The 13,087-nt window shown below is 57.8% G+C and carries 10 protein-coding genes; 8 read left to right on the top strand and 2 right to left on the bottom strand.

Translation table 11 applies throughout. The features are described 5' to 3' along the window. Positions 1-162 precede the first annotated feature (162 nt). The 3 genes from ACW9IR_RS12225 (at position 163) to pgm (ending at position 4,828) form a co-directional block, all read left to right on the top strand. Positions 163-1,629, top strand: coding sequence for a hypothetical protein (locus ACW9IR_RS12225; RefSeq protein WP_095120860.1), 1,467 nt, complete (start codon positions 163-165; stop codon positions 1,627-1,629). Positions 1,630-1,678: 49 nt separating this feature from the next. Beyond that, positions 1,679-3,076, top strand: coding sequence for an aminotransferase-like domain-containing protein (locus tag ACW9IR_RS12220; RefSeq protein WP_457463395.1), 1,398 nt, complete (start codon positions 1,679-1,681; stop codon positions 3,074-3,076). Positions 3,077-3,181: 105 nt separating this feature from the next. Further along, complete coding sequence (gene pgm, locus ACW9IR_RS12215; protein ID WP_457463393.1) at positions 3,182-4,828, top strand: phosphoglucomutase (alpha-D-glucose-1,6-bisphosphate-dependent); 1,647 nt, start codon at positions 3,182-3,184, stop codon at positions 4,826-4,828. A gap of 71 nt (positions 4,829-4,899) precedes the next feature. Here pgm and ACW9IR_RS12210 read toward each other — a convergent pair whose 3' ends face one another. Further along, complete coding sequence (locus ACW9IR_RS12210) at positions 4,900-5,595, bottom strand: pirin family protein (protein WP_457463391.1); 696 nt, start codon at positions 5,593-5,595, stop codon at positions 4,900-4,902. A gap of 277 nt (positions 5,596-5,872) precedes the next feature. Between ACW9IR_RS12210 and ACW9IR_RS12205 the strand changes: the two genes are divergently transcribed. Then, entirely contained in the window at positions 5,873-8,347 is a 2,475-nt protein-coding gene (locus tag ACW9IR_RS12205; protein ID WP_457463389.1) for a UvrD-helicase domain-containing protein, read from the top strand. Positions 8,348-8,398: 51 nt separating this feature from the next. On the opposite strand, the gene ACW9IR_RS12200 is transcribed toward ACW9IR_RS12205, so the two are convergent. Next, positions 8,399-8,671 carry a DUF1652 domain-containing protein gene (locus tag ACW9IR_RS12200; protein WP_025109621.1) on the bottom strand — a complete coding sequence of 91 codons (273 nt, stop codon included), beginning with the start codon at positions 8,669-8,671 and terminating at the stop codon, positions 8,399-8,401. Between the two features lie 263 nt (positions 8,672-8,934). On the opposite strand from ACW9IR_RS12200, the gene ACW9IR_RS12195 reads away from it, so the two are divergent. Genes ACW9IR_RS12195 through ACW9IR_RS12180 form a run of 4 tightly spaced genes read left to right on the top strand, consistent with a single transcriptional unit; the run spans position 8,935 to position 12,729 of the window. Further along, positions 8,935-9,750, top strand: coding sequence for a helix-turn-helix domain-containing protein (locus ACW9IR_RS12195; RefSeq protein ID WP_457463386.1), 816 nt, complete (start codon positions 8,935-8,937; stop codon positions 9,748-9,750). 52 nt (positions 9,751-9,802) lie between these two features. Then, the gene (locus ACW9IR_RS12190) at positions 9,803-11,209 is read left to right on the top strand and encodes an NAD(P)/FAD-dependent oxidoreductase (RefSeq protein WP_457463384.1); all 1,407 of its coding nucleotides are present in this window, start codon (positions 9,803-9,805) and stop codon (positions 11,207-11,209) included. A gap of 30 nt (positions 11,210-11,239) precedes the next feature. Further along, complete coding sequence (locus tag ACW9IR_RS12185) at positions 11,240-11,584, top strand: cupin domain-containing protein (protein WP_102901801.1); 345 nt, start codon at positions 11,240-11,242, stop codon at positions 11,582-11,584. 59 nt (positions 11,585-11,643) lie between these two features. After that, on the top strand, positions 11,644-12,729 hold the full coding sequence (locus tag ACW9IR_RS12180; RefSeq protein ID WP_095120851.1) for a polyamine ABC transporter substrate-binding protein: 1,086 nt from the start codon (positions 11,644-11,646) through the stop codon (positions 12,727-12,729). The last annotated feature ends 358 nt before the right edge of the window (positions 12,730-13,087 follow it).

Below are 13,087 nucleotides of genomic sequence, written 5' to 3'. Positions count from 1 at the left end.
ACTGCCTTTCGGTGGTGGGCTGGCTTTCTTGAACTCAAGTGTTTCAAATAACTACAATTTTGTAAGTGTTAGCATTTGAGCGTCTATTACTTATTGATGAATTGTCGTGCGGCTAATGTTTTGTCTGCATGCCATGAAACTTTTGATACCGGGTAAATACCGATGAGCACTATCCATGATCAGGCAATGAATTACGTCTACCAGCAAGTCTTGCAGCGTCTGCTGAGTTTCTTCTCTCGCGCAGAGCGTACGGCATTGCAGTTGCTGATCCAGCGGCTGGCCGTCGCTGCGGGCGGCATGGAGAACATCGGTCATTTCAAAGTGCTGGTGAACCAGTCCGGGGCGCGTGACAGCTGTTATACGCTGGCTTTGTTGCGGGCTGCGCAGCTGACTATCGCCGGACGGGCCCCCGCAACCTTTCAATTGCGTGTAGCGACCCTGCGTTGGAACGGCAACACTCAAACGGCACTGCAGAACATGCATCGCAGCTTCAGTGCGCTGTTCCTTTATGACGATCCTCGGGTCGAGCTGATGATGGTCGATCATCGCCAGGTTTTGCCGTTCGACCATCAGGCACCACTCAGCGACGAGGGGCGTGAAGCCCATCGCGTGAATCTGCTGGTGCTTGGTCATCGCCGAACGTTCAACGAACCGCTCGAATTGTGGGATGACGCCTATCTGGCTACCGCTGAGTTCTACGGTCAGATCGCTCGCTGGAACAGTGGTGTTGATGCAATGATCGGTAGCGAGCCCCCACAGCGCCAGAAGCACTTCCTCGACGGATTGAGTCGAGCAGTACAGAAAGCGGCAATCTCCGGACCACTGCTCAATACCTCGGGCTTTGAAATGCTGTTCCCTGTGCTCGATGGCCTGGGAGGTGATTATTATCGCGAGTTCTACACCGACGAAGATCGCGTGACGTGGCGGCCCGAAGGGCAGTTCGAGGCCTGTCGGCGTACCGGTTTCATCAATATCAACGACATGATCGTCGGCAAACTGGAAGAGCGCTGGCCTTTGCTCAGCGACTTTCTGGGATTCCAGGCAAATGACCAGAGCCTTTATCAAAATGACGACGAATACGCAGAGCCCCTGGTCGCGGCGCATTTGCGTGGTTTGCAGGCGCAGTTCATCGAAGGTCGCACGTATGAGGATGGAATCGGCAAATACCTGCAGAACCGCTTGATGGAGATGCGGCGCAAGCAGGTGCCCGAACCGCTGTGCGAACAGTTGCTCAGCAGTTTTGGTGACCTTGAAGATCCCAAGCACTTGCGTATGCAGGCAGAGGCCAGTTTGTTGGCGAGTTTCGATCTGAACGAAGCGCAGTTGACGTGTCTGTTGTTTGCACCGTTTATAGATAGCGGTGCCGGGCTCGAAAGGTTCCTGCGCAATTGTCATCCCGGGATGTTGGTGGCGATGCCTGATCTGCATCGGGCCATGCAGGGCCTCAATGCGCCGGAACAGGTCCTGAAGTGGATGACCGATGTCAGCGGTTTGCCGGTCGCGATGATTGTTCGTCTTTACGCAACGGGGCCCATTCGCATGCCGGCAACCAGCGAAGGCGCTGCGGATGACGCAAATCTGAACGAGGCGGGTCGCGGGGCGACAGTCGATCGGTCGGCGGAAGGCTGAACGTGAGCCATCTGCCAGTTTTCGTATCACAGCCAATGGCTGCGGGGTCGTGAAGGCTCAGGAAACCGACTTCGTTTATCAGGCGGTTTATCGCTACCTGACGCAACTGATCGACGAAGCGGGGAGCAGTTCGGCAGTGCGCCTGCCTTCGTTGCGGCAGTTGGCTGACCGACTGAATGTGTCCATTTCGACCGTTCAGTACGCCTACGCACTGCTGGAAAAGGAAAACAGGGTCTATTCGATCGCCAAGTCCGGGTATTACGCGCAGGCGCTACCCACGATCGAGTTGCCCGGTAGTGGCAATGATTTGCTTGAGACGGTCTACGTCAACGCCCGCCGCCCGGGCATGTGTGTGTTGAGCACCGACGATCCGGCGACCTTGCAACCGCTGGACAGTCCGCTGTTGATGCTTGAGCGGGAACTGCTGCGGCAATATCCCCGCCAGCCACAATTGCTGTTGCAACCTTGCGGTGATCTGGAACTGCGCACAGTGCTTGCGGCGCGCTACACCTCGTCAACGACGAATTGCTGGCATGCGGACGATGTCTATGTCGGTGCCGATCTACGCGGTGTGCTGGAGATACTCATCTCCGTGCTTGAGTTGCGCGGGGCCACGGTAGTGGTTGAATCGCCCTGTGACTGGATAATCCTGCGTCTGCTGGAAACTGCCGGGGTGCGGGTTATCGAGTTGCCGCTACTGGAGGGGGGAGTGATCGATCCGCAACGGCTGGAGTCATTGCTTAAAAGCGAGCCGGTGCGATTGATTCTTCTGTCCTCGATATTGAGCATGCCTCACGGTAGCCTGCTGTCTCAGGCCAATCGGCAAACGGTTGCACATTTGCTCGGGTGTCATGGCACCTGGGTGCTGGAAAACGACTGCTACAGCGAACTCGACGAAGCAGTCGGCACCGATCGCTTGCGCGACTGGCTGGACCCTGATCGTTTGTTGATATTTTCAACGTTCGAGAAATTCATCGGTGCGGAGGCTCCTTTTGGTTATGTCCTGTCACACCATTGGCGAAGTGAGCTGCAGCGCCACTTTCTGCTGCGAGCATTTCGCTTGTCGCCTATTCGCCAGAAGGCAATTGCCAGGCTGTTGGCTGGCGGTCGCCTGGATCAGCATTTGTCCGTACTCAGACGTATGCTCAGAGAGCGCCGCACGCCCCTGATTCAGCTACTGCGCGAGCGTCTGGGCGATGTATTGCAGGTTGTCGAGCCGCAGGGAGGGGCGACAATCTGGGCGCGCTCACTACGTCCGGTGGATATGGGGAACGTTTTTCATCGCCTGCTCAAGCAACAGATCATTATTGCGCCTGGTGAGTTGTTCAGTCTGCAAGGGTTGCATACGCACCATTTGCGTTTGAGCCCGCTGTTCAATGGTGACCATGACTTGGTCAGCGTCGCCGGGTTGCTGGGCGAAGCGTTGCGGCTGGCGCCGTCAGACTAACGTTAAAAAACATCGGAAGTGCCGCGGATAGATACCATCGCGCTGCGGTCAAACTGCCAGTAAACTGCGCTCTATTCCTGAACCACTCTATTTCAGAGGTTTTGCATGACACTCAGTCCTTTTGCGGGCAAACCGGCACCGGCAGAATTGTTGGTCGATATCCCGCGACTGGTAACGGCTTATTACACCGGTCAGCCTGACGCTTCCATTTCCACGCAACGTGTGGCGTTCGGTACTTCCGGGCATCGGGGCAGTTCCTTCGACTTGAGTTTCAATGAATGGCATGTTCTGGCCATCAGTCAGGCGATCTGTCTGTACCGTGAAGCCCAAGGGATCACCGGACCGCTGTTTGTCGGCATCGACACACACGCACTGTCGACCCCGGCCGGGGCCAGCGCGCTGGAAGTATTGGCGGCCAACGGTGTGACCGTAATGATCGCCGAAGGGGATGAATACACGCCAACGCCCGCTATTTCCCACGCCATTCTGTGCTACAACCGTGGCCGTACTTCGGGCTTGGCCGATGGCGTTGTCATCACGCCGTCGCACAACCCGCCGCAAAGCGGTGGCTACAAATACAACCCAACCAACGGCGGCCCGGCCGACACCCACATCACCAAGTGGATCGAAGCCAAGGCCAACGAACTGCTGGCCAATAAGCTGGCAGGGGTTAAACGCATCAGCTACGAGCAAGCCCTCAAGGCCAGCACCACCCATCGTCACGACTACGTAAACACCTACGTGGCCGACCTGATCAACGTGATCGACTTCGACGCCATTCGTGACGCCAAACTGCGTCTGGGCGTTGATCCGCTGGGTGGAGCAGGGGTGCGCTACTGGTCGGCAATTGCCGAGCATTACCGTCTGGACCTGGACGTGGTGAACAAGGAGGTCGATTCGACCTTCCGTTTCATGACCGTCGACTGGGATGGCCAGATTCGTATGGACCCGTCGTCGAGCCACGCGATGCAGGGTCTGATCGGCCTGAAAGAGCGCTTCGATGTCGCTTTCGCCTGCGACCCCGATCACGACCGCCACGGCATCGTGACGCCGTCCGGTGGTTTGCTCGCGCCGAACAACTATCTGGCGGTGTCGATCGATTACCTGTTCCAGAACCGCCCGCAGTGGCGCGCGGATGCTGGCGTGGGTAAAACCGTGGTCAGCAGTGGTTTGATCGATCGCGTCGCCAAGCGTCTGGGTCGTCGTCTGTACGAAGTCCCGGTCGGTTTCAAATGGTTCGCTGACGGCCTGTTCGATGGTTCGTTGGGTTTCGGCGGTGAAGAGAGTGCTGGCGCATCTTTCCTGCGTAAGGACGGTGGCGTGTGGAGCACTGACAAGGACGGTTTGATCCCGGCCTTGCTCGCCGCCGAAATGACCGCGCGCACCGGTCGTGATCCGAGCCAGGCCTACAAGGCATTGACCGATGAGCTGGGCGAACCGTTCTCGGTACGCGTCGATGCCAAGGCCAATCCGGAGCAGAAAGCCCTGCTGAGCAAGTTGTCGCCTGCCCAGGTCACTTCGACCGAACTGGCCGGCGAGAAAATCCAGAGCATTCTTAGCCATGCACCGGGCAATGATCAGGCGATTGGCGGTCTTAAGGTGATGACGGAAAACGGCTGGTTCGCCGCGCGTCCGTCGGGCACCGAAGACATCTACAAGATCTACGCCGAAAGCTTTATCAGTGACGACCACCTCAAGCAACTGGTCGTCGAAGCGCAGACGTTGGTGGATGGCGCCATCTCCAGCAAGTGATGCTCGCAAGCGCATGAAAAAAGGGGCAACCGAGATGGTTGCCCCTTTTTTTTGTCCTGCCCTTCAGACGATTAAGCCAAATCCACCAAGACGATTTCACTGTCCTCAACGGCCGTGACGGTCAGCACACGCTCGTGCGCTACCGCGACACCGTCTCGAGCTTGTGCGCGCAAGCCGTTGACTTCAATCGCGCCGGTGGCCGGCACCAAGTACGCACGACGGCCTTCATCCAGATGATATTCCGCGGTTTCACCCGCCTTGAGATTGGCCGCGACCAACCTTGCATCGGCACGAATCCGCAGGCTCTGGTCATCGCCATCCTTGCCGCTGGCCAAGGTAACAAAGCCTTCACGCAGGCCTTTCGGAAATGGTTTCGCACCCCACGATGGCGGGGCGCCGGTTTCCGTCGGCAGAATCCAGATCTGGAAGATCTTGGTGTCTTTCGCTTCCAAGTTGTATTCGCTGTGAGCAATGCCGGTGCCGGCGCTCATTACCTGGACGTCGCCAGCCTCGGTGCGGCCCTTGTTGCCCAGATTGTCCTGGTGAGTAATCGCGCCTTCCCGGACATAGGTGATGATTTCCATGTCACGGTGTGGGTGCTGCGGGAAGCCAGTGCCCGCCGCGATCACGTCATCGTTCCACACCCGCAAGTTGCCCCAGCTCATGCGCTGCGGGTTGTAGTATTCGGCGAACGAAAAGTGGTGATGGGCATCCAACCAGCCGTGATGGGCGCCGCCCAGCGAGCTGAAGGGTCTGAGTTCAAGCATGATCGTCTCCTGAAAAGGTTCGTTATGGGGCGTGATGAGTTGCACCCGACGCGATACCGGTGGTTTATGACGGCGATCATCTATCAGTCAACTATCGATAAAAAGCGTAAAAAGTGCGGCATTACCATCGAAATGACTGATAAGAAAAGGCTCGAAAGGATCTCATCCAACCTTCAGTTCATCGCCTAAACCAATGACCTGTAAGCATTTCGCTAGAACTGAGCGGCAAATACAGACACCATAGCCGCCACAGCCTCACACACTGGAGCCCGTCAGCGTGGCGCAACACACCCCCGATCTTCCTCCCGAACTTCGCCCCTTGGCCGAGATGCCATGGTTCAAACGCCTGGCTGCACGCTTCTTTGGTCACGGTTTGACCCGTTTGCGCGCGCAACACCGTGCATCGTGGTTGCACGGTCAGGCCGACGGCTTTCGCAGCGGCCATACCGCTGGTGTCGAATATGGCTTTAACGAGGGCAAGCTTGAGGGGCTGGAAGAGGGCCGTCAGGTGCTGCTGATCCGTGACAGTCGCAACACCGAGCATCGCCCGCCCAGTGTCGATAATCACCTGTTTGACGATTGGCGCCTGCCGCTGACGGGCGAGCTGAAAAAGCGCATGAAGGCCGATGTCGCCCGTTTGTTGCCTGAGCACGCTCAGCCAAGCGCCGCGCAGTGGAAGATGATTTTCAGCGAAACCCCGTCAACCTCAGTGGTTGCTGGCGCAGGCGCGGGCAAATCCACCACGCTGGTACTGCGCATTCTATTGCTCCACCACTATCTGGGCTTTGAACTGGATTCGATGACCGTGGTGACGTTTACCCGCGAGTCGCGCAAGGATTTCATAAACAAGCTGATCGAACTGTTCGCACTCTGGGGCCAGACGCTGAATCTGCGCCAGGCACGCGACTTGGTGCGCACCTTCCACTCGCGCATTTTGCCGATGGTGCGCAGCTTGCCGGGTTTCGAACGTCTGCAGGCCTTTGAAAACCTCAGTCACCGCGCACAAGGTGATGAGCAGGAGGTCGACAGTAATCCGTTCGACCTGCGTATCAACGATGCACAACGTCAGCAACTCAACGCCTGTTATCACCGCTTGTTCAATGACGACGAGCGTTTCCGTCAGTTGATTCAGCCGCTGTCGCGCGCTGGTTTGCAGCTCAAGGAACTGGAGCGTGACCACCCGGACGTGCAGAAGCGCGTCGCGGTGACGGAATTGGCTTCCCGTCGCGACGAAGAGCTGTGCGATGCCATCGAAGACTTGTGGTTCCGCGCTGGCGCCTGGCCAATCAAGGGCATTGAGCCGAACCGGCAGAGTTTCGATATCAACGGGGCAAAATTTCATTGCCATGGCTATATTCCGAGCCTTGATGCCTGGGTGGTGCTCGGCTTCGATCCGCGGGAAAATCCGCAGCTGAGCCGGCCAAACGCCAAGCTCAGCGTGCGCGCAGAGTGGGCAGTCAAGCGCACCCTGTTTCAAGCTTTCTGTCGTAAGCCATTGATTTGGCTTGATAGCTACGAGGCGTCGAAGCGCGTTCTGGCAACGCTGGCAGGCGATGCCAGCGCCGGGCCGGGCTTCGATTACAAGGTCAAGGGTGAGCTGGCCTCCGCGCCGTTGCTCGACTGCTTCGTGGCAGCGGCAGGCTTCATCGAGAACCTCGGCCTGGATGTGCCAGACGCCGTCGGCCGCATGAGCTTTGCCAAAGATGATCCTGACCGTTTCTTCTTTGAGGCCCTGAGTCTGTTCTGGCGCGCCTTTGAAGATCATCTGCTGGATCAGAAACCGCCAATCATGACCTACAACCGTATGTTCGCGCTGTTCAGCGAGCACTCGCCGGAGAACCTCAAGCTGTTGAGCGATGAGTTGCTCCGGCCGTTGTCGCACCTGATGATCGATGAGTTTCAGGACGTCTCGCCGCAGATTGTTTCGTGGATACGCGCCAGCCTCAGCGAAATACGCAGCCGAGGTCCGGCCATGCACGTCGGGCGGGGCGCACAGCGTTCATCGTTGCTATGTGTCGGCGATGACTGGCAGTCGATTTACGGTTGGCGTGGCAGTTCGCCGAGTTACTTCATGGCGTTCGACAAGGAGTTCCCGTCGCCGAGCACCACGCGGGTGATGCTCAGTGACAACTACCGCAGCCACCAGCACATCATAGACGCCGCTGAGCACATTGTCCGCGCCGCACCGGCGATCCCGGGCAAAAAAGCCAAAGCCAGCGGCGCAGCCCAGCCACTGCAACCGGTCAATGTAATGGAACGCGATGATCAGGCCTTGGGGCAGCGTCTCGCCGAACACTATCGTCAGGGCCATTCAATCTTGATGCTTTATCGAAAAAGCAGCGATAAGTCATTGATTGAAGAGCATATTCAGCCTGTAGTTAATGTGGATTCGAGATTGCCTTACGAAGCGCGACGGCTGAAACAACTGACCTTCCACAGCGCCAAAGGTCTGCAGGCGGATGCGGTGTTTCTGCTCGGTGACTGTCAGCACCTGACCAGTTCGCCCTACAAGAACCAGGTCTACCGCATGGCAGGTTTGGGCAAGTCGGGCGACAGCGAGCCGTATGACAGTGCGCAAAAGGACGAGATCTTGCGCCTGGCCTACGTCGGTATCACCCGGGCAGTCAGCCATTGCTACTGGTATGTCGAACCGCAGGAGGCGCAAGCGGTGAACATGCCTAGGGCGTCCGACCGGGTGGCCAAAGGCAAGCCGTTCTTCGTTGATCACCGGACGGTCAGGCAAACTGCATAAGCCAACAAAAAGCCCGCATTACTGCGGGCTTTTTCGTTTTAAATCATAAGCTTATGCGTAACTCTTGAGAGACTCTGGAGGAATGAACGCTTCCAGCTCATCCTCCACAGCCTCGATGATTCGCTCGACATCCGCTGCATTCATCACCGTCGCGCACGGGATCCCGGCGATGGCGATCATGGTTTCGCCGCTGGCACGATCGAACAGTCGGGCGATCATACTGCCCGGCGCGTCCATCGTTGCTTCAAACCCCATCGGATGAAAATGCCAACGCATCAACTGGCATGCGTTGGGGAACGTGACTTTGCTTGACCCTTTATTCATGTGTTGCCCGCCTTCTTCATCGAGCGCTTCCGTTTGCTCATGTTAGGTGGGAAGAGCCTTCATTGGCTCAACCGGTGACTGACATTAAAAGTAGCATCTGCATGTGAAATTCCTGTGAGATTTTTCAGTTCATTTTGCGATTGCTTCGCATTTTTTGATGTAAGTCACGGCCTACGCAATCGTCGCCAAAGTGCCACTACTGATTAGCCATTGAAGCCCGCGCCGAACTTCGGCAAGCTCGGTTCTTTTTCGCTGAGCCTCTTATGCACGCCGACGACGACGGCCCAGAACAGACCCAAGCCACGGCGGCCACGGTCATGCGCTATCACCTGAGCTGGAAGCGCCGCGACCTCGACAGTGTCATGGCGCTGTACCACCCGGACATCCAGTACAACGATTTCTTCCAGAACCGCGTGCTCGGTCTCGACGAGTTGCGCGAGTACGTGCGCGTGAGCATGCCGCGTGAATCCGACGAAGCGCTTGAGCATTGCGACCGCATTCGCGTCGATGGCAACACCGCGTTCATCCAATATGAAGTGACGCTGCGCGGTGGTGAAGGGCTGGTGTCGTTCCGCTCCAGTGAAGCGATCACGGTCAAAGACGGGCTGATCTGGCGCGTCAATGAATACGCTTCATTGGTGCGTGCGCAGTCCGCCAGCACAAAGGTACCCAGTCAGCGTCCAGCGGCCAGTCGCCTGGGCCTGTCGCCGCGCCAGTTGAGCTTCATGGCCGAAGACCTGCAGCAGTATTTCGAAAAACAGCAGCCGTACCTCGATCCAGAACTCGACTTGCAGCGGGTGGCGAAAGAGTGCGGGTACAGCCGCAATCAGATTTCCTATCTGCTCAATCAGGTGCTCGGGCAAAGCTTCTATCGCTATGTCAATCAGGCGCGCCTGCAACATCTGCTGCGCTCGCTGGATCACGCCACGCCACCGCTGCGCATTGATGAGCTGGCCTTCGCTGCCGGTTTCAATTCGTTGTCGGCGTTCTACAGCTGTTTTCGCCAGCACACCGGCCAGTCGCCCAAGGCCTACGCGAAACAAATTTCTTTGCGGGCACGCGCGCAAGACATCGACTGAACACAGCCACTAGGATCGACGCCATCGAAGGTTTTCAGTGGCGGAGTCTTGCATGCCGGCGTGGCGCACTATCAGTTTGTGGATGGATCAACTCGATGAGCCGCTGACCGCGCGGCCCGAGCTTGAGCGAGATCTGGACGTCGACGTGGCGATCATCGGCGCCGGTTACACCGGATTGTGGACGGCGTACTACCTGAAGAAACTCGCGCCGGGTCTCGACATTGCGATTGTCGAAGCGCAGACCGCCGGATTTGGCGCCTCTGGGCGTAATGGCGGATGGCTGATGGGCAACCTGCTCGGCGAGGATCGTCTGCTGGCCGGGTTGTCGCCAGAGCAACGCCGCGCCTCATTCGATCTGCTGCACAGCATTCCTGATGAAGTCGAAATCGTCCTCGAACGCGAAGGTATCAACTGCGATTATCGCAAGGGCGGTGTGCTGTATTGCGCGGCGCGTTACCCGGAACAGGAAGCCTCGCTGCGTGAATATCTGGGCAAACTGCACGCCCAGGGCCTCACCGACGACGACTACCGCTGGCTCAGCCCTGAACAACTGGCGCAGCAGATCCGTGTGGCCAAGCCCTATGGCGGGATTTACGCGCCACACGTGGCGACCATCCATCCGGCGAAACTGGTGCGCGGTCTGGCGCGCACCGTGCAGAACATGGGCGTGAAGATCTACGAAAACAGCCCGGTCACGCAATGGCAGTCGGGCAGCTTGCGCACCGCCAAAGCCAGTGTGCGCAGCCGCTGGATCGTGCCGGCCGTCGAAGGTTATTCGGTGACTTTGCCGCCGCTGGGCCGCTATCAATTGCCGGTGCAGAGCCTGATCGTCGCCACCGAACCCTTGTCTGCCGCGACCTGGGACGAAATCGGTCTCAGCCGTGGTCAGGCATTCAGCGAGTTCAGTCGTCAGGTCACCTACGGCCAGCGCAGCGCCGACAACCGCCTGATCTTCGGCGCTCGGGGCGGGTATCAGTTCGCCGGCAAGCTACGCCACAACTTTGATCTGACCCGCGATGAAGTCGAGCTGCGCCGCTATCTGTTCAGCGAATTGTTCCCGCAGCTGAAAAACGTGCAGATCACCCACGCCTGGGGCGGCAATCTCGGCATGTCCCGGCACTTCAAACCGCACATGCTCTGTGATCGCGCCAATGGCATCGCGCTGTCCGGCGGTTATGGCGGGGAGGGCGTCGGCGCGAGCAATCTCGGCGGCCGCACCTTGGCGGATCTGATTCTCGAGCGCGATACGGAACTGGTTCGCCAGCCATGGGTGCTGCCGGACGGTGGCATTCATGCGCTGCGTGCGTGGGAACCGGAGCCGTGCCGTTGGCTCGGCTACAACGCGATCATCAAAAGCTTCGTCCACGAAGACCAGACCTTGGCCAATCCGGCGACTGCGCCATGGCGGCGCAAGCTCGCCAGCCAGGTCGCGGGGTTCATGGAAGGTTTCATGCACTAAAAGCCGTTAATTTAAAAGACAGGTCAGACCATGAGCATTACCCAGTTCAAAAACACCGCAACCCTGCTACTCGATGAATCCAGTCCGGTAGCCGTACCCCTCGGCGAGCCGGTGGCGATCGCTTCAACCACCAGCGTCGAGCGCGACGACGGCGTCGAAACCGGCGTCTGGGAATGCACTCCGGGCCGCTGGCGCCGGCAGATCACCGCGCAGGAGTTCTGTCACTTCATTTCCGGGCGCTGCACGTTCACCCCCGACGGTGGCGGCGAAACCCTGCAGATACAAGGTGGCGACGCACTGATGTTGCCGGCCAACACGCTCGGTATCTGGGATATCCAGGAAACCGTGCGCAAGAGCTACGTGCTGATTTTCTGATTGTTTTGATCCTTTGATTGCCTGCCAACAAAAAAGAAAACCCACACAGGAATCGATCCATGATCCGCAAGACCCTCGCTCTGGCACCGCTGATGCTCGCTGTTTCCCTTGCTCAGGCAGCGGAAACGGTCAAGGTTTACAACTGGTCCGACTACATCGCGCCGGACACCACCAAGAACTTCGAGAAAGAGACGGGCGTGGGTGTCACCTATGACGTCTACGACAGCAACGAAACCCTCGACGGCAAGTTGATGACCGGTAAATCCGGGTACGACGTGGTGTTCCCGTCCAACCACTTCATGGCCCGGCAGATTCAGGGCGGGGCACTGAAGAAACTCGACAAGAGCCAGTTACCGAACTGGAAAAACCTCAATCCGGTGCTGCTCAAAGCGCTGCAGACCAACGACCCGAACAACGAGCACGGCTTCCCGTACCTGTGGGGCAGCACCGGCATCGGCTACAACATCGCCAAAGTCAAAGCCGTGCTTGGCGACAATGCGCCGGTGGACTCCTGGGACCTGATCTTCAAGCCCGAGTACATGGAAAAGCTGCAGAAGTGTGGCGTAGCGATCCTAGACAACGGTCCGGAATTGCTGCCGGCGGCGCTCAATTACCTAGGCTTGCCGCACCACAGCAAAAATCCCGAGGACTATAAAAAAGCCGAAGCGCTGTTGCTGAAGGTGCGGCCGTACGTCAGCTACTTCCACTCGTCGAAATACACCAGTGACCTGGCCAACGGCGACATCTGCGTGGCGGTCGGCTTCTCTGGCGACATCCTGCAGGCCGAGAACCGTGCCAAAGAGGCGAAGAATGGCGTCGACATCGGCTACGCGATTCCCAAGGAAGGCGCGGCGATCTGGTTCGACATGGTCGCCATGCCGGCCGATGCGCCGGACGAGAAGGCCGGTTATGCGTTCATGAACTACCTGCTGCGCCCGGACGTGATGGCCGGCATCAGTAACTATGTGCACTACGCCAATGGTAACGAGCAGGCCGACAGCCTGATCGACCCGGCGATCAAGAACGACACCAAGGTTTATCCGAGCCCGGAGATGATGGGCAAGCTGTTTGCGCTGGAGGCGATGCCGTTGAACATTGACCGGATCCGCACGCGGGTGTGGAACAAGATTCGGACTGGTAGCTAATCACCCAGGCATACATAACTCCCTGTGGGAGCGAGCCTGCTCGCGAAAGCGGTCGGTCATTCAACATCAACGTTGTCTGGCCCGACGCCTTCGCGAGCAGGCTCGCTCCCACAATGTCTTTCAGCGTTTAACTGGTTGATATCAATACACTGGCATCGCACTAATAAAGTGCGGAAAAGTGAGACGCGCCTAACAAAAAACAACTTACTCATATTTAATATTTAAATAGAAAATCGTCAGACAATTAGGCGAAAGCCGCGCAACTAAAACATTCTTTCATCCCCGCACGCTTTGTTTACGGCAGTTTTGCGAAACAGCCCGATTTGATTTCAAAAAAATCCTTTACGGCAGATTTCAA

The organism is Pseudomonas sp. SDT291_1_S447 (genome assembly GCF_054070155.1).
The sequence above is the reverse complement of the archived record's forward strand: the minus strand, read 5'-3'. Positions and strand labels throughout refer to the sequence as shown.